Below are 19,580 nucleotides of genomic sequence, written 5' to 3' on the forward strand. Positions count from 1 at the left end.
GAAAACCGGAGACGAAACATGGCGAATGCAAAAGGCAAAGTCACACAGATCATCGGGGCCGTCGTCGACGTGCAGTTCGAAGATCAGTTGCCTGAAATTCTGAACGCGCTGGAAACCACCAACAACGGCAAGCGCCTGGTGTTGGAAGTTGCTCAGCACTTGGGTGAAAACACCGTCCGCACCATCGCGATGGACGCGACCGAAGGTCTGGTCCGTGGCGAAGTTGTAACCGACACCGGCGCACCGATCTCGGTTCCGGTTGGTAACGCAACTCTGGGCCGCATCCTGAACGTTGTCGGCGAGCCGATCGACGAAAAAGGCCCGGTTGAAGCAACTGAAGCCCGCGCGATCCACCAGCCCGCACCTGAGTTCGACGAACAGTCGACCGAGTCGGAAATCCTGGTCACCGGCATCAAGGTTGTTGACCTGCTGGCCCCCTACGCCAAAGGCGGTAAGATCGGCCTGTTCGGCGGCGCCGGCGTTGGTAAAACCGTTCTGATCATGGAACTGATCAACAACATCGCAAAAGTGCACTCGGGCTTCTCGGTGTTCGCGGGTGTTGGTGAACGGACCCGTGAAGGGAACGACCTGTACCACGAGATGATCGAATCGAACGTGATCAAGCCCGACAATCTGTCGGAATCGCAGGTTGCGCTGGTTTACGGCCAGATGAACGAACCTCCGGGTGCGCGTGCACGTGTTGCTCTGACAGGTCTGACCCTGGCCGAGCAGTTCCGCGACCAGTCCGGTACCGACGTTCTGTTCTTCGTCGACAACATCTTCCGCTTCACGCAAGCCGGCTCCGAGGTTTCAGCTCTGCTGGGTCGTATTCCTTCGGCTGTGGGCTACCAGCCGACACTGGCCACCGACATGGGCGCCCTGCAGGAACGCATCACCTCGACCAAGTCGGGTTCGATCACCTCGGTGCAGGCCATCTATGTTCCTGCGGACGACTTGACCGATCCCGCGCCGGCAACATCGTTTGCGCACCTGGATGCGACGACCGTTCTTAACCGTGCGATCTCGGAAAAGGGTATCTACCCGGCTGTTGACCCGCTCGACTCGTCGTCGCGTCTGCTGGACCCGGCCATCGTTGGGGAAGAGCACTACGCGGTTGCGACCGACGTTCAGCAGATCCTCCAGCGCTACAAGTCGCTGCAGGACATCATCGCCATCCTCGGCATGGACGAACTGTCGGAAGAAGACAAACTGACCGTGGCCCGTGCCCGTAAGATCGAGCGCTTCCTGTCGCAGCCGTTCGACGTTGCCGAAGTCTTCACCGGCTCGCCCGGCGTTCAGGTTCCTCTGGACGTGACCATCGCATCGTTCAAAGCTGTTGTGGCTGGCGAATACGATCACCTGCCCGAAGCGGCCTTCCTGATGGTTGGCGGCATCGACGAAGTGATCGCCAAAGCGGAGAAGATGGCCGCAGAAGCCGCCTAAGGAGTATCCCTGATGGCAAACACAATGCAATTCGACCTCGTCAGCCCCGAGCGGAGCCTTGCTTCGCTCGCGGCCACCGCGGTCCAGCTACCCGGCGCGGACGGCGACATGACGGCAATGCCCGATCATGCCCCCACGATCACCACGCTGCGCCCGGGCATCCTGAAGGTCGACGCACCCGAAGGCGCCAGCGAATATCTGGTGACCGGTGGGTTTGCTCAGATCAACGGTGATGGCCTGTCGGTTCTGGCCGAAAAGGCCATTCCGGTTGCCGAAGTGACCCGGTCGCATCTCGATGACCTGATCGCTGACGCGCGTGCCTCGCATGACGCGGCCAAGGAAGGAGATGATCAGTCCATCGTCGACGAAGCCGCCAAGCTGCTGGCCGATATGGAAGCCCTTGGAACGCATATGAGCCTGTAACAGGTTCACCTGCAGAAGAATTGAACGGCCTCGCTTTTGCGGGGCCGTTTTTTTGTCGTGATTGTGAGATAACTGTGGAATAAGTTCCGGTAATTACGAGTTAAAGATATAAAAACATGAAGATTTTTCGCACCCATCCCATAGGTATTGACCAAGGCGAGACTGTTCTATTCTCGGACTTTTCCAACGGCGGCGACATGTGGACGGGCAATGGCCCGCGTGAGCGTCGTTCCCCGGTGAAATTCAGCCAGCCGTTCCGATCAGCCCCGGTGATCCAGATCGGAGTATCTTTGTGGGATGTGGATACATCCTCGGCCCTGCGCGCCGAGGTTCAGACCGAAGAGATCACGGCCGAAGGGTTCACGGCCGTGTTTCGAACATGGTCCGATACGAAGATCGCTCGTATCCGCGCCTCATGGACGGCAATTGGTGAGGTTGCGCACGAGGATGATTGGGACATCTCATAAGGCGCTGTTGTGGCCCGCATGTCATGCGGGCCAGTGCTTTGATCAGTCTTCGATCATGTCCACTCGTGTTGCGTGGCGGCCGCCTTCAAACTCGGCCGTCAGGAACGCATCCACGATGTCGAGCGCCTGACCTTCGCCAATGACCCGTGCGCCGATCGACAGCATGTTGGCGTTATTGTGCTGGCGGATCATCCGGGCCGAGAACGTATCCGAGCAGACGCCACAGCGGATACCCGGAACCTTATTTGCGGCCATCATGATCCCTTGGCCTGTGCCACACAGCAGAACACCCAGCGTACAATCGCCCGAGGCTACACGTTCAGCCGCAGCTTTGCCGTGCAGAGGGTAATGCGTGCTTTCGGGCGTTGTGGGGCCGATATCGACGACCTCCCACCCGGCTTGGGCGATATGCGCTGCAAGGGCTTGGCGCAGGTCGATGGCGGCGTGGTCGCTGGAAAGAACGACGCGTTTAGTGTCAGTCATGAGAACGCTGTCCCGCAGTATGGTGGTGGAGAAAGGGCAGAGGCGTCCTAATCCGCCGCTGCTGAAAAGAAAAGGGCGGCTATCGCAAGCCGCCCTGTCAGATTAGTCCATCTGGTACATGGATTCGTAGATCGGGGTCAGGGTCTTGTCCTCGAACAGGGACGAGACGCTGGTGCCGTTCCAGATGTTCAGGATGGCCTGGGTAAAGATCGGCGCGGTCGGTACGATGCGGATGTTTTTGGCTTTCAGGATCGCATCTGTCGGCTGGATCGTGTCGGTCAGAACCAGAGATTTCATCACCGAATTCGTCACACGTTCAACCGCGGGTCCGCTCATGACGCCGTGAGTGATGTAGGAGTGGACCTCTTTCGCGCCGTTGTCCAGCAGCACCTGCGCCGCTTTGCACAGGGTGCCGGCAGTGTCGCACATGTCATCGACGATCAGGCAGATCTTGTCTTTAACATCGCCGATTACGGTCATCTCGGCCACTTCACCGGCTTTTTCTCGGCGTTTGTCGACGATCGACAGGGGGGCTTCGATCCGCTTGGCAAGTTCGCGCGCACGGGCCACGCCGCCGACGTCGGGTGATACCACCATGATCTCGTCTATATTGTCTTTGAATTGGTTTTTCACATCTAGCGCAAAGATCGGTGAGGCGTAGAGGTTGTCCACCGGGATGTCGAAAAAGCCCTGAATCTGGGCCGCGTGCAGGTCCATCGTCAGAACTCGCTCGATCCCTGCGCCGGTCAGCATGTTGGCGACCAGCTTGGCCGAGATCGGTGTGCGCGCCTTGGTGCGGCGGTCCTGACGGGCGTAGCCAAAGTAAGGGATCACGGCGGTGATGCGTTGCGCGGACGAGCGACGAAGCGCATCGGCGATGATAAGCAGCTCCATCAGGTTGTCATTCGCCGGGTTTGAGGTCGGTTGGATAATGAACATATCCTCGCCACGGACGTTTTCGAACACCTCGACGAAGATCTCGCCATCGTTGAAGCGCTCGACGCGGGCGTCGACCAGACCCTGATCAACGCCGCGATAAAGGCTCATGCGGCGCGATATGGTTTCGGCAAGCGGAAGGTTAGCGTTCCCAGCAATCAGCTTGGGTTCGTGGAGTGTCGGCATCGGCTGGAGTCCCCGGGCAGCGTTGGCAATGTGACAGATTCGTGATGTTGACACCGCTTAGCATGGCCTTACCGTTCCGCAAAGACAACGCAGCGGAGAAAGTGCAGATGACCCAGATTGACTACTATTTTGCGACAATTTCACCCTATACCTATCTGGCGGGCACACGGCTGGAGGAGATCGCAGCCAAGCATGGTGCGACGATCAATTACAAACCACTGGACATCATGGCGCTTTTCGGGCGCACGGGCGGCACGCCACCAAAAGACCGGCATATTTCCCGCATTGAATACCGCGCACAGAATCTGGTGCGGGTCGCGAAAAAGTTAGGCGTACCGTTCAACCTGAAACCGGCGCATTGGCCGACCAATATGGCTCCGTCCTCTTACGCTGTGATTGCGGCGGCCAAAGATGGATCGGGGGATGTGGGTAAACTATGCCAATCCCTGCTGCGGGCCTGTTGGGCTGAAGAGAAAGACGTCGCGCAGGACGACGTGATCCGTGATTGCCTGACGCAAGCCGGGTTCGATGCCGATCTGGCCGATAGCGGCCTGTTGGTGGGGGCCGAGACCTACGCTGCCAATCTGGAAGAGGCTGTGGAGAGCGGCGCCTTCGGCGCGCCCTTCTACATCACGCCGGATGGTCAGCGGTTCTGGGGGCAGGACAGCCTTGACGACCTCGACCAACACTTGGCCGAGTTGAAAGGCTGAGCCTACAGATGGGATAGAAACTGGTCGATCTGTTCATGGCTGATCGACCAGTCGCAGACCAGACGGCAGGGCAGAGGTTCTGCCTCATCCGCGCCTTCCAACTGCGCCCCCCACAGGTGATAGACCGCGCCCGCCTTATGAAGCTGGCAGTGTTTGGCGCGCGGGAAGGAGGCGAAGATCATGTTGGCCTGTGGCTCATGCAGGAAATCGGCTCCTTTGGCGCGTAGACCCTCTGCCAAACGGGCACAGTTCGCGTTCGCCTGGCGCGCCGATGTCAGCCACAGATCGTCCTCCAGATAAGCCGCCATCTGGGCGGACAGATACCGGTGTTTCGAGAACAAATGCGCCCCGCGTTTGCGGCGCAGCTCGAATTCCCATGCTTTGGATTCGTCGAAGAAAATCACCGCCTCGACGCCCATCAACCCGTTCTTGGTCCCGCCAAAGCTGACCGCATCCACGCCGGCCTTCCATGTCATCTCTGCCGGTGAACATCCCAACGCGACCAGAGCGTTCGTGAACCGCGCCCCATCCAGATGCACCGGCAGGTCATACTCCTTCGCAACCGCACACAGCGCTTGCAATTCGTCCAGCGAATAAACCGACCCTCGCTCGGTCACTTGTGTGATGGACACCGGTCCTCGTTGCGGTCCATGCACACCACGTGTTTCTTCTACCGAAATCGTTCGGTGCAGGGCCTCGGGGGTCATCTTGTCGGAGCCGGGTACCAGGGTCAGCTTCGCTCCGCTATAGAATTCGGGCGCATTGCATTCATCCTCGTGGATATGCGCGACCGGAGAGCAGAAGATGGTCTCCCACGGGTTGGAGAGGGTGGCCAGTGCCAGTGAATTCGCCGCCGTTCCGGTCGCCACCAGATAAACCGCCGCGCCGGGGGCTTCGAAAATGCTGCGAAGGCGGTCCCGGACCTCATTCATCAGCGTGTCAGCCCCATAGGCCATCTGATAGCCCTGATTGGCCTCGGCCAGTTTTGCCAATACCTGCGGATGGACAGGCCCGGAATTGTCAGAGGCAAAATACATCAGGTCGGCTCCTCAATGATATAGTCTTCCCACTCTTCCATGGGGGTCTCGAACTCGGACACGGTACGCCCCTGAACCGAGACACCGGCGGCATGAACAGAGTCAGCTGTACCAGTCAGCAAGGGGTGCCAATCATAGAGAGGCTTGCCCTCCCACAGCAGGCGATAGGCGCAGGTTTGGGGCAGCCAGTAGGCGTGCGAGTCGATGTTTTCTGGCGTCATCACGATGCATTCGGGCACGAACTGGTGCCGGATGTCATATTGGGTGCAACGGCAGCTTTCATCGTCCAAAAGACGGCAGGCAACACAGGTCAGCGCGACCTCGTCAGTGTCTTCGTCTTCCAGCTTGTTCAGACAGCACTTGCCGCACCCATCACAGAGGGCCTCCCACTCGCGCTGGTTCATCTTGCGCAGCGGTTTGCGTTCCCAAAAGCGCGGAGACAGACCTGTGCGGTTGATCGGATCCACGCTCATCGCGCGGCCAGAATGTCGCGTGATTTCGCGCAATCGGCATCCATTTGGGCGATCAGCCCTTCCAGACCATTGAACTTCATTTCAGGCCGCAGAAACTCGACCAAACCGACCGAGAGGGTTGCACCATAAAGATCGCCTGAGAAATCAAACAGGAAGGTCTCGATATTGGGGACCTCACCATTGAACATGGGGCGTACGCCAATCGACGCCGCGCCTTGGTAGGAGCCCTTGTTGGGGCCGTCCAGAACATCAACCAGAACGGCATAGACGCCGAATTTTGGCGGATGCAGGCCCTCGATCGACATGTTTGCGGTGGGAAAGCCCAGCTCGCGCCCGCGCTGCTCGCCGCCGATGACCTCGCCTTCGATGCGGTGCCAATGGCCCAGCATGGTCGCCGCATCGCCGGGGCGGCCCTCGCTGAGCGCGGTTCGGATAGCAGTCGAAGAGACGACGTTTTCGGAACGCTCCATCAAGGGGGCGATGGTCACGCCGAACCCCATTTGCTCGCCAAAGCGCACCATATCCTGGGCCGTTCCAACCCGACCTTTGCCAAAGCAGAAATCGGCCCCCACAACGATATGAGACAACCCCAGACCGTCGCAGATCACGTTGCGCGCGAATTCCTCGGGGGTCAGCCCGGCCAAAGCGGCATTGAAGGGCAGCTCGTACAGCTTCTGCACACCCAGCTTCTCAAGCCGGTGCGCCCGCGCATTCCCCCGCATCAACCGGAACGGAGGCGCATCGGGTGCAAAATATTCACGCGGATGCGGTTCAAACGTCAGCACGCCCAGCGACGCATTCGGAGCCGCATTGCGCGCCTGCTCGATAACCGACTGATGCCCCACATGGACGCCATCAAAGTTCCCGATCGCCACGCTGGCGCCGCGATCTTCTGGCTCGATATACTGGAAGTCCCGGATGATCTGCATGCGCTTTGGGTACTGTTCATCAACAGTATGTTCAAGCGTGACCTTCGAGAATTTCGGACAATTCGACCCGTTCGTATAGTGAGGGGCACTGTGTCATTCGGTTCAGCGATGACCCTTACATCACGCCGGTAATCGCCGCAGAGATTGAGCCACTCTGCGGCAGGGGTGCGTGTGCACTAGTTCAGTCGAACTTACGCGATGGGGCAAGGACCATGGCTTCGCCGACCAGAACCTTCTTGCCATCGACTGCGCAGTGACAGTCCAGCTTCACGCGGCGTTTGGCAAAATCAATGTCGATCACCTTGACCTCGGCATAGACTATATCGCCGGGGCGCACCGGAGCTAGGAACTTCAGTGACTGGCCCATGTAAACCGTCCCGTGACCGGGCAGTTGCTCGCCGATCACGGCCGAGATCAACCCGGCCGTCAGCATTCCATGCGCAATGCGGCCTTCAAAGATCGTATCGCGGGCGTAGTCATCGTCCAGATGCACAGGGTTCCGGTCGGTCGAGACCTGCGCGAACATCTCGATATCTTCGTCCGTCACCACTTTGCGTAGGTGGCGGGACATGCCCATCTCGATGTCTTCAATACAGATCGTTCCGCGTGGAAGATTGTCCAACATGGTGCCCTCACTTGAATTTTGCCGAGTAATAAAAGTCTATCTTCGGCCATCTGTTGGCAACTTTATTACTTCGCAACTGCAGAAAATCAAGTGAAAAATGACTAACGCAAACGCCCGATTGTATAAGTGGGATTGATCTTTTCACTTTCTATATAGTCGCTTAGGGATTCTGCGTGGGGGTGGTGCGACGTTTTCGTTTCGGCCGCGGCCAACCCGCCTGAGATAAAGAGCGTATCGATTCCCTCTCCCATGCCGCCAAGGATGTCGGTATGCGGGCCGTCACCGATAGCCAGAATGTCGCTGTCCGAGACGTCAACATCCATTTCCTGCACGCGACGACGCGCCAGATCGTAGATCGGCGGATGGGGTTTGCCGAAATACAGGCTCTCGCCACCCATCTCGGTGTAAAGCTTCGCCAAAGCGCCGGCGCACCATTCCCGTACTTCGCCTCGATCAACCACGATATCAGGGTTAGCACATAACAGCTTCATGCCTTTTTGCTTGGCATAGAGGAAGTCAGGGCGATTGACGTCGGGATCTGCCATCGTATCAAACGGCCCGCAGCAGACGATCCCCTCGGCCTGATCCAGAGGGACGCGCTCGATATGAACAGGATGGTCCAACAGCTTCAGAGGCTCGAAGAACCCTGCATCACGTTCCCATTCGCCCATGAAGTAGACCTTCTCGCCGACTGTCCCGCGGAACATGGCGGAACGGGCTGAGTCTCCGCTTGTGGCGATGGTATCATAGGCGTCGGCGGGGACGTTGAACTGCGAAAGCTGCGTGGCGACACCCGCGCGCGGTTTTGGTGAGTTTGTCACCAGAACAACGAAACCGCCTTTCGAGCGGTAGGTCTGCAGCGCGGCAACCGCTTCTGGATACGCAGTGATCCCATTGTGAACACAGCCCCAAAGATCGACAAAAAGTACTTTGTAACGGTCGGAGATGTCGTGGAGGGCGGAGATGATCTGGGTCATGGGATTCCCTTTGGCATAGTCTGCAGACAGCCAAGCCTATGGCAGAGCTTGGCAGGTTTTGCCAGAGGGGGCGCTGCCCCCGCCCCGGCAAGCTGCGACTCCTCCGAGGTGTTTTGGAACAGAAGAAGCAGGGGATCCAAACTTCATCTGGCTAAAAATATCCCAGAGCGCGAGGCACAGCCTCGCAAAAAGAAAAAAGGCGCCCGGTTGGGGCGCCTTTGGGTAAGGTATCAGACCTTGAGGTTCGGGATGATCTGCTTTTTCCGGCTCATGATGCCGGGCAGGACGACGGCGTCGCCGTCGACCGATGCACCGAAGCTTTTCTCGGCGACGGTTTTGACCAGATCATTTGGGACCAGCAGGGTGGCTTCTTCGTTCAGGATGTCGACGACGAACAGCAGCACCTGATCGACGCCGTCTTCCTTTGCTACGTCAACCATCGACGCGGCGAGGCTGTCCTTGCGGTCCAGAACAACGCCCGGAGCAGTGGTTTCCAGAACCGAGACACGGAACTTGGTGCCGTCAACTTCGTATTCCTTGCTATCCATGCGGATCAGTTCGGCATCCGAGAACGAGGACACATCCGATTTTGCCGCGAACATGTCCGCCGCATAGGCCGAGACATCCAGACCCAGTTCTGCGGCCAGTTTCTCGGCCACTTCGCGGTCATGTGCGGTGGTGGTGGGCGAGCGGAATTCGAGCGTGTCGGACAGGATGCAGGTCAACGCCGCGCCTTTGATGGCCTCGGGCATCTTGGCGGCGTCGTCGCCCATCAGGTCCACCATGATGGTCGCGGTGCAGGCCAGAGGGCGCACGGTGATATCGATCGGGCCTTTGGTTTCCAGACCGCCGACCAGTTTGTGGTGGTCGATGATGGCGCGGATGTCTGCGCTGTTGACGTTGGTGGGCAGCTCGGCCGGGTTGTTGGTGTCGACGATAACAACCGGAGCGTCTGCGTCCACATCTTCGATGATGCGCGGCTTGGGCAGGTTCCAGCGCTGCAGCATGAAGGCGGCTTCGGTGTTGGGCTCGCCCAGGAGCACGGGTTCAGCCTGCTCGCCTTTGACTTCATTCAGATACCACGACCACAGGATCGGAGAGCCGGTGGAATCGGTGTCGGGAGATTTGTGACCAAATACTAGGGTTGTCATGTCAGCGTCCTGCGGATTGGAAATTTGCGCGCCTTATAGGGCGCAAGTCATGGCTTGTCACCCGCTTGCGGGCCCATGCGACTGTTGGTCTGCCATGTCGAGAATTCAGAACGGCGCGCGCGTCAGCGTGTAGCCTTCCCTTTCCAGAAGTGAGAGCAAGCCGTATGTCTGGCTGAGATGCCCGGCACCAACAGCGATCACGGCCGTTTGGTCTTGAATACGCAGGATGTGGTCCATCCAACTGTTATTGCGATCTACCAGCAATTGTTGTTCGAACTGCGCCCATTCGGCGTCGTAATCCTTTTGCGACAGGCCGGAGGCTTCAAAACCCTGAATCCGGGCTAGTTGCAGGATCTGCGCGTGTTTCTCCTCGAGATACGCATTGGCCATCGTGGCGAGGTGGTTTGCATCGGCCTGCATTGCTCCGGACAGGCGGACCAGCGAGTCGACCTGTTGTTCCAGTGAAAGCGTGTCGAACATCGCCATCAGGTCTTCGATCCGCTCCAGCGAGTGTTGGGGAATCCCGTGCGCCTCGGCCACGTCTGTCAGGCGGGCATCCATGCCATGGTTCGCATCCGGGTTCTGCATCAGGCAGGGCGGGATGCCCAGCATCATGCTCAGAAACCAGGGCCGCATTTTGGCTGCCATCCAGCTGGGAATGCCGCGCTCGGCCAAAGAAGTCGAAAGGGCCGCCCAGTCCTCGGCGCTCATCAGGTCGATCAGGGTGGGGCCCTCGGTAATCATCACGGGGCTCAGGTCATTGGCCAGGCCTTGCTCGAACGCTTCCATTTTGGCCTCGGTGACCTCGAAATAGATCGCGTCTGCTTGGGCTACGATGGGTGTCAGCCGTTCGACGACCGGCCCCATCCGTGCATCGTTGGTGTGCAGTGTTCCGATCAGGTGCAGGGTCGTGTCGCCCTTGGTGGCGATCCAGTGATTGCCCTCGGGGTAGGGGACCGAGGCAAGGGATTGTTGCAGGGCGGCCTGATCCTCTTCCGACATCAAGGGCCGCAGGTCGTGACCTTCGCAGGCGGCATGTGCGGTCAGGGGCAGAAGCAATAGTCCAAAAAGGGCCATCAGGCGCATAGGCGGTCCTTCCTCGGTTGGTCAAACAGACGACATAAGATTTAGGCATCCAAATACAGCATATTCAAGGCGACCCATCTGGTATTTCGACACGAAACGCATAGCATTGGGCCATGGAGCGCGAGCAGGATCTTTATCCCCCCATCAAGGCATTGTTCGAGAGGCAGGGCTATACCGTGAAAGGTGAAGTTGGCGCAGCCGACATCATGGCGGTGCGCGACGGGTCTGAGCCGGTGATTGTCGAGTTGAAACTGCGATTTTCGCTGGCTTTGTTCCATCAGGCCGTCGCGCGGCTCAGGATCACGGATCAGGTCTATCTGGGCGTCAGCAAGCCAACTGGGCGCACCGCGCGTCGTGCGTTGCGAGACAATCTGGCGCTCTGCCGCAGGTTGGGCTTGGGCCTGATCACCGTGCGCGCGGATGGAGCGGTCGAGGTGCAGTGCGATCCTGGCCCCTATGCCCCGCGCAAGAACAAGGCCAAAGCGGGCCGGATGCAGCGCGAGTTTGATCGGCTGCAAGGCGACCCGAACTCTGGCGGCGCAACTCGGCACGGCATTGTTACCGCCTATCGCCAGGATGCTTTGAAATGCGCGGCCCATCTCGCCGAATATGGCGCTTGCAAAGGGGCCGATGTCGCGAAGTCGACGGGCGTGGCCGAGGCCACGCGGTTGATGCGCACCAATCACTACGGGTGGTTCGACAAGATTGAAAAAGGTGTGTATGCCCTGACGGATGCGGGGCAGGAAGGCCTTAAACACTGGGCCTATAGTTGGGACCAGCCTGATTGAGGGTCAGGGTCAAAAAAAATCCATCACAGCTTGTTGACTCGGGGATTTGCACCCCCTAGCTATGCGTCGTTATCACTCTCTACCCTTGAGTGCTAACGCCTCGCCAGTCGGCGAGGGGAGGATAGATAAACTTTGAGCCCAAGGAGCTGCAAAGATGGCATTGAAACCGCTTCATGACCGTGTGCTGGTTCGCCGTACAGAAAGCGAAGAGAAAACCGCAGGCGGCCTGATCATTCCTGATAGCGCAAAAGAAAAGCCCAGCGAAGGCGAAGTCGTCGCAACCGGCGAAGGCGCACGCAAGGACAGCGGCGAGCTGATCGCGATGGCGGTCAAAGCTGGCGACAAGATCCTGTTCGGCAAATGGTCGGGCACCGAGGTTCAGGTCGACGGCGAAGAGCTGCTGATGATGAAAGAAAGCGACATCATGGGGATCATCGAGTAAGCCGCCGCGCTTCACTCTGATCTTCATTTACAACTTATTTCTCAAGGAGAAACGACATGGCTGCAAAGGACGTCAAATTCGACACCGATGCCCGTAACCGCATGCTGGCAGGTGTGAACATCCTGGCCGATGCTGTTAAAGTGACCCTGGGCCCTAAAGGCCGCAATGTGGTTCTGGACAAATCCTTCGGCGCGCCGCGCATCACCAAAGACGGTGTTTCGGTTGCCAAGGAAATCGAACTGGAAGACAAGTTCGAAAACATGGGCGCGCAGATGGTGAAAGAAGTCGCCAGCCGCACCAATGACGAAGCCGGCGACGGCACCACCACTGCAACCGTTCTGGCTCAGTCCATCGTCAAAGAAGGTCTGAAGCAGGTTGCTGCTGGCCTGAACCCGATGGACCTGAAGCGCGGCATCGACCTGGCGACCGCCAAGGTTGTTGAAGGCATCAAGGCAGCGTCGCGCGAAGTCAAAGACTCGGCAGAAGTTGCTCAGGTTGGCACCATCTCGGCCAACGGTGAAGCTGAAATCGGCAGCCAGATCGCTGACGCGATGCAAAAGGTTGGCAACGAAGGCGTTATCACCGTTGAAGAAAACAAAGGTCTGGAAACCGAGACCGATGTTGTCGAAGGTATGCAGTTCGACCGTGGCTACCTGTCGCCTTACTTCGTCACCAACGCAGACAAGATGATCGCAGAGCTCGACGACTGCATGATCCTGCTGCACGAAAAGAAACTGTCTTCGCTGCAGCCGATGGTTCCGCTGCTGGAGCAGGTGATCCAGTCGCAGAAGCCTCTGCTGATCATCGCGGAAGACGTTGAAGGTGAAGCGCTGGCAACTCTGGTTGTTAACAAACTGCGCGGCGGCCTGAAAATTGCTGCTGTCAAAGCACCGGGCTTCGGCGATCGCCGCAAAGCCATGCTGCAGGACATCGCAATCCTGACCGGCGGTCAGGTCATCTCGGAAGATCTGGGCATGAAGCTCGAGTCCGTTACCATGGACATGCTGGGCACCGCCAAGAAGATCGAGATCACCAAAGATGAAACTACCATCGTTGACGGCGCAGGCGAGAAAGCAGAGATCGAAGCACGTGTTGCTCAGATCCGCACTCAGATCGAAGAAACCTCGTCGGACTACGACCGTGAGAAGCTGCAAGAGCGTGTTGCCAAACTGGCAGGCGGTGTTGCTGTTATCCGCGTCGGCGGCATGACCGAAGTTGAAGTGAAAGAGCGCAAGGACCGTGTGGACGATGCTCTGAACGCGACCCGCGCTGCTGTACAAGAAGGCGTTGTTGTGGGCGGTGGTGTTGCTCTGGTTCAGGCCGGTAAAGCACTGGAAACTCTGGAAGGTGCAAACGCTGACCAGAACGCTGGTATCAACATCGTTCGCAAAGCAATCGAAGCGCCTCTGCGCCAGATCGCCGAGAACGCAGGTGTTGACGGTGCGGTTGTTGCGGGCAAAGTCCGTGAATCCGGCGACGTATCGTTCGGCTTCAACGCGCAGACCGAAGAGTATGGCGACATGTTCTCGTTCGGCGTGATTGACCCGGCCAAAGTTGTCCGTACCGCTCTGGAAGATGCGGCCTCGGTTGCTGGTCTGCTGGTCACCACCGAAGCAATGGTTGCTGACAAGCCCGCCAAAGAAGGCGCGGCACCTGCTGGCGGCATGCCCGACATGGGCGGCATGGGCGGCATGATGTAAGCTGCTTAGGCCATAGTGCTTACGAGCGGGGTCGCCTTTTGGCGGCCCCGTTTGCGTTTGGAATGCCCGTTGCGCGGTCATGCCTCCGGCGGAGGTTTTGTTGAACTGAAGAAGGCTGCCGTTGCACTTAGCTGGAAAGTGAGTGTGCAAAGCGGGGGCAACGCGCTATGCGGGTTTCATGAGACTTTTTCTTCTGACCTCCCTGACAATGTGCGCCTTTGCGGCCAATTCGATTCTGAACCGACTGGCGATTGAGAGTGGGGTGAGTGATCCTGCGGGGTTCGCCGTTGTCCGTGTTCTCGCGGGGGCGGTAGTTCTGGCCGTGTTGGTTCTTTTGAAGGGCGGGGTTCTGCCGCTTCGGTCGCCACGTCGGATCATTGGGGCGGGTTCGCTGTCTCTCTATATGATTGGCTTTTCTGTGGCATACCTGACGTTGGACGCCGGGTTGGGGGCGTTGATCCTATTTGGTGTCGTTCAGATCACCATGTTCGCAGTCGGAGCTATGACCGGAGCGACCCCGACGGTGCGCCAAATGGCAGGCGCAACGGTTGCGCTGGGCGGGTTGGCCTATGTGCTTTGGCCATCGGGGACCGTTCAGGTGGACGCCTTGGGGGCTGCACTGATGGTTGCGGCAGGAATTGGCTGGGCCGCTTATTCCTTGGCCGGGCGGTCTGAGCCGAACGCGTTGGAGGGCACGGCGGCCAATTTTGTCGTCGCCTTGCCTGTTACGGCTTTGGCCTTGCTGGTGGTGGGCGGCACGTGGCAGATGACCGGATTTGGCTATTTTCTGGCGGCTCTGTCCGGAGGCGTGACCTCGGGCCTTGGCTACGCGCTGTGGTACCGCGTGTTGCCGCAGCTTGCTCCCTCGGTCGCGGCAGTCGTACAGCTGAGCGTCCCTGTCATCGCAATCGTTGCGGGTATTTTGCTTTTAGGTGAAGTGGCAAGTATGCGCTTGATCATCGGCGCGGCACTGGTTTTGGGCGGGATCGCGCTGGCAGTACAGCGTAGAACCTGAGGTCACATCTTTCCCCGAACCAAAATAGGCCTTATCTGGCGGGTATGAGAGTTCTGCTTGCCATATATTTTCTCCTTCTCCCGGCTTCGGCCCAGGCGAAATGCGTGATCCTGCTGCACGGGCTGGCTCGGACCGAGGCGTCCTTTTCGGTGATGGAGCAATTGTTCGAGGTGCATGGCTACACGGTCATTCGCCCGGGTTACCCGTCGACCGATCTGGGCATCCCGGAACTGGCCGAGCAAACTTTACCTGATGCGTTCGCTGAATGCGGGGACGACACCGCGAATGTCGTGGCGCACTCCATGGGGGGTATCCTGTTGCGCTATTGGCTGCAGGATCACGAACCAGAGAATTTGGGTCGCGTTGTCATGCTTGGGCCGCCCAATCAGGGCAGCCAGTTGGTAGATGAATTGGGTGCATGGGAGGTGTTCGGCTACCTCAACGGTCCGGCAGGGCTGCAGTTGGGCACAGGCCCGGAAGGCATCCCGCGCCAATTGCCCCCGGTTGAGTTCGAGCTTGGGGTGATCGCGGGTGAAAACTCTCTGAACCCGGTCTTTTCGTCGATGATAGACGGGCCTGACGATGGCAAAGTGTCGATCCGCACGACCCGAGTTGAAGGTATGGCGGATCATATCGTTCTGCCTGTGACGCATACTTTCATGATGAACAATCCTCGCGTAATGGCCCAAGCACTGCACTTCATCGAATTCGGAAAGTTCGACCCGCAAATCACTTGGCTTGATGGGGTGATGGACGTAATTGACGAGATCTGTATCGGGCAGGATTGCTCGGAGCCGGACTCGGAGCGCACGGAATGACCGCATTGGAACTGACGTTGACGGGAGCAGAGGTTCTGCTGCCGGGGGTCGGGTTGTCGCGTGCAGATTTATCAATTGCCGAAGGCGTAGTGCAGGGCGACTGGACCGGGCGACAGGTTGATTTGTCTGACTATCTGGTTCTGCCCGGCATCATCGACCTGCATGGGGACGGGTTTGAACGTCATATTGCCCCGCGCCGTGGTGCCATGAAGCAGATGAACGAAGGCATCCTGTCGGTCGAGGCCGAGCTTGCCGCCAACGGGATCACCACCAGCGTTCTGGCCCAGTTCTACAGCTGGGAGGGCGGTGTGCGCGGGCCGGATTTCGCCTCGCAGGTGTTCAAGGCGATTACCGAGGTCAAGGACAGCACGGTCACGGATCTGATCCCACAATTGCGGTTCGAGACACATATGCTAGACGACTATGACGGGCTGGCCCAAAGGATCGCGGATTGGCAGGTGCCGTATGTTGTCTTCAACGATCACCTGCCGCATGACCGCCTGGCCGAAGGGCGTAAACCACCGCGTCTGACGGGGCAGGCCCTGAAAGCGGGGCGTAACCCCGATGCGCATTTTGAGATGCTGCTATCCATGCATGCCCGCAGAGATGAAGTCCCTGACGCACTTGACGCGCTTTGCGCTGAGTTGATCCAAAGCGGCGTGCGCTTGGGCAGCCATGATGATGCCACGCCTGAGACCCGCGCAGGGTGGCGCACCCGAGGCGTTTCGATCGCTGAATTCCCCGAAACCCTCGCCGCAGCAGAAGCCGCACGCGCTGCCGGTGATCACATAATACTAGGTTCGCCCAACGTGGTGCGCGGAGGCTCCCATAAAGGCAACGCCAGCGCGCTGGATCTGATCGCGATGGCGCTGTGTGATGCTCTGGCCTCGGACTACCACTACCCCAGCCCGCGTCGCGCCGCGTTGATGTTGGCAAAAAGCGGGTTGCTGGATTTTGCGGCGGCCTGGGCGCTGGTCTCGTCCGGTCCCGCGCGGGTTCTCGACCTGAAAGATCGTGGCACATTTATGCCGGGACAACGCGCCGATATTGTCATTCTGGACGCAAAAACCCACCGCGTCGCCGCCACTTTTGCTGGCGGGCGTGTCAGCCATATGTCGGGCGACATCGCGGCCAGATTTTTCGCCTGACCGTCTAACCTTCTTCTGTTCAAAAATACCTCCGCCAGAGGCATCGCGCAGTATGCGCGATTTCCCTCAGCGAACGATGCGGTTGAAGTGGCCCATCTTCCGACCCGGCTTGACCTCGGTCTTGCCATACAGGTGCAAGGCAACGTCCCGCTCCTGCGCCAGTTCCGGCACGCGGTCCATATCGTCGCCGATCAGGTTCTCCATGACCACGTCCGAATGCCGCTGCCCGTCTCCCAAGGGCCACCCGACCACGGCACGGATATGCTGCTCGAACTGGTCGACGGCGCAGCCATTCTGCGTCCAGTGGCCCGAGTTATGCACCCGAGGTGCAATTTCGTTCACGATCAGGCCCGAGGGTGTGACGAACAGCTCCACCCCCATCACGCCCACATAGTCCAGAGCATTCAGGATGTTGGCCGCGAGCAGAACTGCATCCGTGCGCTGCGCCGGGCGCAGGCGGGCAGGGACCGTTGTGGTGTGCAGGATGCCGTCGCGGTGGACATTCTCACCGGGATCAAAGCAAGCAAGTTGACCATCCAGCCCACGGGCCGCGATGATCGAGACTTCGTGCGAGAACTCCACAAACCCCTCAAGGATCGCGGGCGCGCCCGCCATATCGGCCAGAGCAGTCTCGGCATCCTCAGGCGCACGCAGGCGGGCCTGACCTTTGCCGTCATAGCCGAACCGGCGGGTTTTCAGAATCGCGGGTGTCCCGATTTCCTCAATGGCCGTATTCAGGCTTGCCAGATCGGTGACGTCCGCAAAAGGTGCTGTGTTGAGGCCCAGACCTTGCAAGAAATTCTTCTCGGTCAACCGGTCCTGACTGACCCGCAGCGCCTCACGCCCCGGACGGATTGGGCGGTGGGCTTCCAGCAGGTCCAGCGCCTCGGTTGGGATGTTCTCGAACTCGTAGGTGATGACATCGACCGAGCCGGCGAAGGCGCGCAGTGCGTCGGCGTCGTCATAGGGCGCGGTTGTAACGCGGTCGGCGACTTGCGCCGCAGGCGGGTTCGCGCCCGGCTCAAAGATATGCGTCACAAACCCCAAGCGGGAGGCAGCGACCGACAGCATCCGGCCCAACTGGCCTCCGCCCAGGATTCCGATCCGGGCGCCGGGTTGCAGAGCGTCACTCATCAATGGGCTCCTCCGGGATCGAGGCGGACAGAGCTTCCCGCCACGCGTCCAGCCGTTCAGCCAGAGCGCTGTCATGCAAGGCCAGAATACCGGCTGCCATCAAGCCTGCATTGGCCCCACCGGCCGAGCCGATTGCCATGGTCGCCACAGGAAACCCTTTCGGCATCTGAACAATCGAATACAGCGAGTCGACGCCCGACAAAGCCCGCGTCTGAACCGGAACGCCGATCACAGGAACGCGCGTTTTCGACGCCATCATGCCCGGCAAATGCGCGGCCCCGCCAGCGCCTGCGATGATCACATCCAAACCGCGCGACGCGGCTGTTTTGCCGTAATCCCATAGACGGTCAGGTGTACGGTGGGCCGAAACGATGCGTTTTTCATACGCGATGCCCAATTCATCCAAGATATTGGCGGCTTCTTTCATCGTGGGCCAATCCGATTGGCTGCCCATGATGATCCCCACTTTCACATCGCTCATCCGCTTGCGTCCCTGCCGTTCGAAAGAGCGCGCACTATAGCCAAATCCGCATGCGTGGCAATGTGTCAGGCGATGATGTCGGGGGTCAGGCGATCCTCGATCAGGCGGATGATGTCTTTCAGCCGCAGTTTCTGCTTTTTCAACCGTTTGATCGTCAATTGATCGGATGTACCCGTGGCCTGCAGCGCCTCGATCGCCTCATCAAGATCACGGTGCTGACGGCGAAAAACCTCCAGCTCAACGCGCAGAACTTCGTCGGATTTCATGGAAAGGTCAGTGGGCGCGTTCATCGGCGACTCGGGCTTGTTGTGGTGCGTACCCAACAAGATAGTGTGCAAGACGTTATCGCGCCAGACCTTGTGGACATCCGGGTTTCTTCCCATATTCTATCTTGTGCGGTTGCCGGAACGGGGCCGCCCAATACGTCGCTTTGGCATAAAAGGACGAGAACACGTGTCAAAACTTACTTTGGGCTCATACCCGCATCTGTTGGGGTTCGAGCAATTGGAACGCCTTCTGGAACGGTCTGCAAAGGCTGGCAACGAAGGATATCCGCCCTACAACATCGAACAAACCTCGGACTATTCCTACCGCATCACTCTGGCGGTGGCCGGGTTCGCGGAAGAGGATCTGTCGATCACCATCGAGGACCGCCAACTGGTGATCCGAGGCCGTCAACGCGACGATAGCGAGGGGCGCATCTTCCTGCATCGCGGCATCGCGGCGCGTCAATTCCAGCGCATGTTCGTGCTGGCCGACGGTGTCGAGGTGGGCGAGGCGATCATGGAGAACGGTCTGCTGCATGTGGATCTGACTCGCGCCGTGCCGGAAACCGTGGTGCAGACAATCAACATACGGAAGGGGTAAGAGCAATGAACACACCGATTGAAATCAACACCGAAGGCGACCGTATCGTTTATGTCAAAACGGTTGAGGTTGCCGATCTGCCCAGCGATCTACGCGATCAGGCGGGCGATCTGGATCAGCTGTATGCAGTACATGACTCCGACGGGCAGCAACTGGCGCTTGTCGCCGACCGCAAGCTGGCCTTTGTGCTGGCCCGCGAGCACGATCTCTCGCCGGTGGCCGTTCACTGAACGGCCCCAGCCACACGCGTTTGCGCGTGAC

General features: G+C 59.0%; 24 protein-coding genes. 12 read left to right on the forward strand and 12 right to left on the reverse strand.

Annotation, left to right across the window (positions count from 1 at the left end; translation table 11 throughout):
- Positions 1-18 precede the first annotated feature (18 nt).
- From atpD to ACXAH8_RS04575, 3 genes are all read left to right on the forward strand, one after another.
- Positions 19-1,443: a F0F1 ATP synthase subunit beta gene (atpD, locus tag ACXAH8_RS04565; RefSeq protein ID WP_170460468.1), complete on the forward strand. Its 1,425-nt coding sequence runs from the start codon at positions 19-21 to the stop codon at positions 1,441-1,443.
- A 12-nt stretch (positions 1,444-1,455) separates the two neighbouring features.
- A complete protein-coding gene (locus tag ACXAH8_RS04570) occupies positions 1,456-1,866 on the forward strand; it encodes a F0F1 ATP synthase subunit epsilon (protein ID WP_475216431.1) in 411 nt (136 codons plus the stop codon).
- Positions 1,867-1,982: 116 nt separating this feature from the next.
- Entirely contained in the window at positions 1,983-2,333 is a 351-nt protein-coding gene (locus ACXAH8_RS04575; RefSeq protein ID WP_475216433.1) for an H-type lectin domain-containing protein, read from the forward strand.
- 42 nt (positions 2,334-2,375) lie between these two features.
- Here the strand turns inward: ACXAH8_RS04575 and rpiB are convergent, their stop codons facing one another.
- A complete protein-coding gene (gene rpiB / locus ACXAH8_RS04580; protein WP_475216436.1) occupies positions 2,376-2,816 on the reverse strand; it encodes a ribose 5-phosphate isomerase B in 441 nt (146 codons plus the stop codon).
- Positions 2,817-2,918: 102 nt separating this feature from the next.
- Positions 2,919-3,938, reverse strand: coding sequence for a ribose-phosphate pyrophosphokinase (locus ACXAH8_RS04585; RefSeq protein ID WP_475216438.1), 1,020 nt, complete (start codon positions 3,936-3,938; stop codon positions 2,919-2,921).
- Between the two features lie 107 nt (positions 3,939-4,045).
- Here ACXAH8_RS04585 and ACXAH8_RS04590 point away from each other — a divergent pair, with 107 nt between their 5' ends.
- Entirely contained in the window at positions 4,046-4,648 is a 603-nt protein-coding gene (locus ACXAH8_RS04590; RefSeq protein ID WP_475217000.1) for a DsbA family protein, read from the forward strand.
- 2 nt (positions 4,649-4,650) lie between these two features.
- Here the strand turns inward: ACXAH8_RS04590 and ACXAH8_RS04595 are convergent, their stop codons facing one another.
- The 7 genes from ACXAH8_RS04595 to ACXAH8_RS04625 form a co-directional block, all read right to left on the reverse strand.
- Positions 4,651-5,685 carry a threonine aldolase family protein gene (locus ACXAH8_RS04595; protein WP_475216440.1) on the reverse strand — a complete coding sequence of 345 codons (1,035 nt, stop codon included), beginning with the start codon at positions 5,683-5,685 and terminating at the stop codon, positions 4,651-4,653.
- Positions 5,685-6,158 (reverse strand): YcgN family cysteine cluster protein, encoded by a 474-nt coding sequence (locus ACXAH8_RS04600; protein WP_475216442.1) that lies wholly within the window; start codon positions 6,156-6,158, stop codon positions 5,685-5,687. Before ACXAH8_RS04600 ends, ACXAH8_RS04595 begins: the two co-directional genes overlap by 1 nt.
- Complete coding sequence (locus tag ACXAH8_RS04605) at positions 6,155-7,087, reverse strand: bifunctional riboflavin kinase/FAD synthetase (RefSeq protein ID WP_475216444.1); 933 nt, start codon at positions 7,085-7,087, stop codon at positions 6,155-6,157. The genes ACXAH8_RS04600 and ACXAH8_RS04605 overlap by 4 nt, the downstream gene beginning before the upstream one ends.
- Before the next feature lie 181 nt (positions 7,088-7,268).
- Positions 7,269-7,712, reverse strand: a complete 444-nt coding sequence (locus tag ACXAH8_RS04610) for a MaoC family dehydratase (RefSeq protein ID WP_170745778.1) — start codon at positions 7,710-7,712, stop codon at positions 7,269-7,271.
- Positions 7,713-7,813: 101 nt separating this feature from the next.
- Positions 7,814-8,689, reverse strand: coding sequence for a TIGR01459 family HAD-type hydrolase (locus ACXAH8_RS04615; RefSeq protein ID WP_475216446.1), 876 nt, complete (start codon positions 8,687-8,689; stop codon positions 7,814-7,816).
- A 230-nt stretch (positions 8,690-8,919) separates the two neighbouring features.
- Positions 8,920-9,840 (reverse strand): manganese-dependent inorganic pyrophosphatase, encoded by a 921-nt coding sequence (locus ACXAH8_RS04620; protein ID WP_475216448.1) that lies wholly within the window; start codon positions 9,838-9,840, stop codon positions 8,920-8,922.
- A 105-nt stretch (positions 9,841-9,945) separates the two neighbouring features.
- Positions 9,946-10,917: a TraB/GumN family protein gene (locus tag ACXAH8_RS04625; RefSeq protein ID WP_475216450.1), complete on the reverse strand. Its 972-nt coding sequence runs from the start codon at positions 10,915-10,917 to the stop codon at positions 9,946-9,948.
- A 122-nt stretch (positions 10,918-11,039) separates the two neighbouring features.
- Between ACXAH8_RS04625 and ACXAH8_RS04630 the strand changes: the two genes are divergently transcribed.
- From ACXAH8_RS04630 to ACXAH8_RS04655, 6 genes are all read left to right on the forward strand, one after another.
- Positions 11,040-11,714 carry a DUF2161 domain-containing phosphodiesterase gene (locus ACXAH8_RS04630; RefSeq protein WP_475216452.1) on the forward strand — a complete coding sequence of 225 codons (675 nt, stop codon included), beginning with the start codon at positions 11,040-11,042 and terminating at the stop codon, positions 11,712-11,714.
- 154 nt (positions 11,715-11,868) lie between these two features.
- The gene (gene groES / locus ACXAH8_RS04635; RefSeq protein WP_170352338.1) at positions 11,869-12,156 is read left to right on the forward strand and encodes a co-chaperone GroES; all 288 of its coding nucleotides are present in this window, start codon (positions 11,869-11,871) and stop codon (positions 12,154-12,156) included.
- A 56-nt stretch (positions 12,157-12,212) separates the two neighbouring features.
- Positions 12,213-13,856, forward strand: coding sequence for a chaperonin GroEL (gene groL, locus ACXAH8_RS04640; protein WP_170643143.1), 1,644 nt, complete (start codon positions 12,213-12,215; stop codon positions 13,854-13,856).
- 178 nt (positions 13,857-14,034) lie between these two features.
- Positions 14,035-14,871 carry a DMT family transporter gene (locus tag ACXAH8_RS04645; protein ID WP_475216455.1) on the forward strand — a complete coding sequence of 279 codons (837 nt, stop codon included), beginning with the start codon at positions 14,035-14,037 and terminating at the stop codon, positions 14,869-14,871.
- Positions 14,872-14,915: 44 nt separating this feature from the next.
- Positions 14,916-15,689 (forward strand): alpha/beta fold hydrolase, encoded by a 774-nt coding sequence (locus tag ACXAH8_RS04650; protein ID WP_475216457.1) that lies wholly within the window; start codon positions 14,916-14,918, stop codon positions 15,687-15,689.
- Positions 15,686-16,837, forward strand: coding sequence for an alpha-D-ribose 1-methylphosphonate 5-triphosphate diphosphatase (locus tag ACXAH8_RS04655; RefSeq protein ID WP_475216459.1), 1,152 nt, complete (start codon positions 15,686-15,688; stop codon positions 16,835-16,837). Before ACXAH8_RS04650 ends, ACXAH8_RS04655 begins: the two co-directional genes overlap by 4 nt.
- A gap of 66 nt (positions 16,838-16,903) precedes the next feature.
- Here ACXAH8_RS04655 and ACXAH8_RS04660 read toward each other — a convergent pair whose 3' ends face one another.
- The 3 genes from ACXAH8_RS04660 to ACXAH8_RS04670 all read right to left on the reverse strand — a co-directional run bounded on the left by ACXAH8_RS04660 (position 16,904) and on the right by ACXAH8_RS04670 (position 18,742).
- A complete protein-coding gene (locus tag ACXAH8_RS04660) occupies positions 16,904-17,971 on the reverse strand; it encodes a 5-(carboxyamino)imidazole ribonucleotide synthase (RefSeq protein WP_475216461.1) in 1,068 nt (355 codons plus the stop codon).
- Positions 17,964-18,452, reverse strand: a complete 489-nt coding sequence (gene purE / locus ACXAH8_RS04665) for a 5-(carboxyamino)imidazole ribonucleotide mutase (protein ID WP_475216463.1) — start codon at positions 18,450-18,452, stop codon at positions 17,964-17,966. The genes ACXAH8_RS04660 and purE overlap by 8 nt, the downstream gene beginning before the upstream one ends.
- Before the next feature lie 65 nt (positions 18,453-18,517).
- Positions 18,518-18,742: a YdcH family protein gene (locus tag ACXAH8_RS04670; protein WP_475217002.1), complete on the reverse strand. Its 225-nt coding sequence runs from the start codon at positions 18,740-18,742 to the stop codon at positions 18,518-18,520.
- Between the two features lie 163 nt (positions 18,743-18,905).
- Here ACXAH8_RS04670 and ACXAH8_RS04675 point away from each other — a divergent pair, with 163 nt between their 5' ends.
- Both ACXAH8_RS04675 and ACXAH8_RS04680 read left to right on the forward strand, forming a co-directional pair.
- Positions 18,906-19,319, forward strand: a complete 414-nt coding sequence (locus ACXAH8_RS04675; protein WP_170374660.1) for an Hsp20 family protein — start codon at positions 18,906-18,908, stop codon at positions 19,317-19,319.
- Between the two features lie 5 nt (positions 19,320-19,324).
- On the forward strand, positions 19,325-19,549 hold the full coding sequence (locus ACXAH8_RS04680; RefSeq protein ID WP_170374662.1) for a DUF1150 family protein: 225 nt from the start codon (positions 19,325-19,327) through the stop codon (positions 19,547-19,549).
- Positions 19,550-19,580 lie beyond the last annotated feature (31 nt).

The sequence above is a fragment of the Ruegeria sp. ABV3_008 genome, assembly GCF_056161185.1.

Coding starts and splice junctions, on each gene's coding strand:
- atpD (WP_170460468.1), top strand. CDS start 19: ATGGCGAATGCAAAAGGCAAAGTCACACAGATCATCGGGGCCGTCGTC.
- ACXAH8_RS04570 (WP_475216431.1), top strand. CDS start 1,456: ATGGCAAACACAATGCAATTCGACCTCGTCAGCCCCGAGCGGAGCCTT.
- ACXAH8_RS04575 (WP_475216433.1), top strand. CDS start 1,983: ATGAAGATTTTTCGCACCCATCCCATAGGTATTGACCAAGGCGAGACT.
- rpiB (WP_475216436.1), bottom strand. CDS start 2,816: ATGACTGACACTAAACGCGTCGTTCTTTCCAGCGACCACGCCGCCATC.
- ACXAH8_RS04585 (WP_475216438.1), bottom strand. CDS start 3,938: ATGCCGACACTCCACGAACCCAAGCTGATTGCTGGGAACGCTAACCTT.
- ACXAH8_RS04590 (WP_475217000.1), top strand. CDS start 4,046: ATGACCCAGATTGACTACTATTTTGCGACAATTTCACCCTATACCTAT.
- ACXAH8_RS04595 (WP_475216440.1), bottom strand. CDS start 5,685: ATGTATTTTGCCTCTGACAATTCCGGGCCTGTCCATCCGCAGGTATTG.
- ACXAH8_RS04600 (WP_475216442.1), bottom strand. CDS start 6,158: ATGAGCGTGGATCCGATCAACCGCACAGGTCTGTCTCCGCGCTTTTGG.
- ACXAH8_RS04605 (WP_475216444.1), bottom strand. CDS start 7,087: ATGCAGATCATCCGGGACTTCCAGTATATCGAGCCAGAAGATCGCGGC.
- ACXAH8_RS04610 (WP_170745778.1), bottom strand. CDS start 7,712: ATGTTGGACAATCTTCCACGCGGAACGATCTGTATTGAAGACATCGAG.
- ACXAH8_RS04615 (WP_475216446.1), bottom strand. CDS start 8,689: ATGACCCAGATCATCTCCGCCCTCCACGACATCTCCGACCGTTACAAA.
- ACXAH8_RS04620 (WP_475216448.1), bottom strand. CDS start 9,840: ATGACAACCCTAGTATTTGGTCACAAATCTCCCGACACCGATTCCACC.
- ACXAH8_RS04625 (WP_475216450.1), bottom strand. CDS start 10,917: ATGGCCCTTTTTGGACTATTGCTTCTGCCCCTGACCGCACATGCCGCC.
- ACXAH8_RS04630 (WP_475216452.1), top strand. CDS start 11,040: ATGGAGCGCGAGCAGGATCTTTATCCCCCCATCAAGGCATTGTTCGAG.
- groES (WP_170352338.1), top strand. CDS start 11,869: ATGGCATTGAAACCGCTTCATGACCGTGTGCTGGTTCGCCGTACAGAA.
- groL (WP_170643143.1), top strand. CDS start 12,213: ATGGCTGCAAAGGACGTCAAATTCGACACCGATGCCCGTAACCGCATG.
- ACXAH8_RS04645 (WP_475216455.1), top strand. CDS start 14,035: ATGAGACTTTTTCTTCTGACCTCCCTGACAATGTGCGCCTTTGCGGCC.
- ACXAH8_RS04650 (WP_475216457.1), top strand. CDS start 14,916: ATGAGAGTTCTGCTTGCCATATATTTTCTCCTTCTCCCGGCTTCGGCC.
- ACXAH8_RS04655 (WP_475216459.1), top strand. CDS start 15,686: ATGACCGCATTGGAACTGACGTTGACGGGAGCAGAGGTTCTGCTGCCG.
- ACXAH8_RS04660 (WP_475216461.1), bottom strand. CDS start 17,971: ATGAGTGACGCTCTGCAACCCGGCGCCCGGATCGGAATCCTGGGCGGA.
- purE (WP_475216463.1), bottom strand. CDS start 18,452: ATGAGCGATGTGAAAGTGGGGATCATCATGGGCAGCCAATCGGATTGG.
- ACXAH8_RS04670 (WP_475217002.1), bottom strand. CDS start 18,742: ATGAACGCGCCCACTGACCTTTCCATGAAATCCGACGAAGTTCTGCGC.
- ACXAH8_RS04680 (WP_170374662.1), top strand. CDS start 19,325: ATGAACACACCGATTGAAATCAACACCGAAGGCGACCGTATCGTTTAT.